This window comes from Treponema sp. R6D11 (assembly GCF_054786075.1).
In genome coordinates, this window is the sequence record NZ_BDHD01000715.1 from 1 (window position 1) to 478 (window position 478).

General features: G+C 37.0%; 1 protein-coding gene. It reads right to left on the reverse strand.

What is annotated here, in order from left to right; translation table 11 throughout:
* The coding region (locus tag ACYVTD_RS15665) for a hypothetical protein (RefSeq protein WP_461248622.1) at positions 1-366 on the reverse strand (366 nt) is incomplete at its 3' end.
* Positions 367-478 lie beyond the last annotated feature (112 nt).

Below are 478 nucleotides of genomic sequence, written 5' to 3' on the forward strand. Positions count from 1 at the left end.
TTTAGATCTTTCAACTTCCTCATCAGTTAATCCTACAAGCGGATTTTGCTTATGCCCTAGGTTTGCATCGTTCTGCGCCTTCATTTGCGCTCGAATGGCAACTCCGTACGGAGAAATATGCTCTGGCCCGACTGGATGAAAATCTAAATTAGGGTTCTCTTCGTTAAAAACTTGGCTCCTAAGACGCGGGTCCATCCCCACCAATTGAAGCAACTCTTGCTTTTTGGCGTATTCCAAGATGCGAAATTCCATAACTTCGCTAGCCGTTAGGTCGATAAACCTTTTGTTAATCCACTCCGGCTGTTTACCCTCGTTTAAAAATTCCTTCAAATTTAAATCATTAATAAACTCTTCATCAAACGGCATAATAAAATCCTTTTCATCTTATACAATTATAATATATCATATATGTATTTGCGCAATAATGCGGTTTTTAATAAATATTTGTAAAGGTTTTGAAATATTTATATCCTTGACT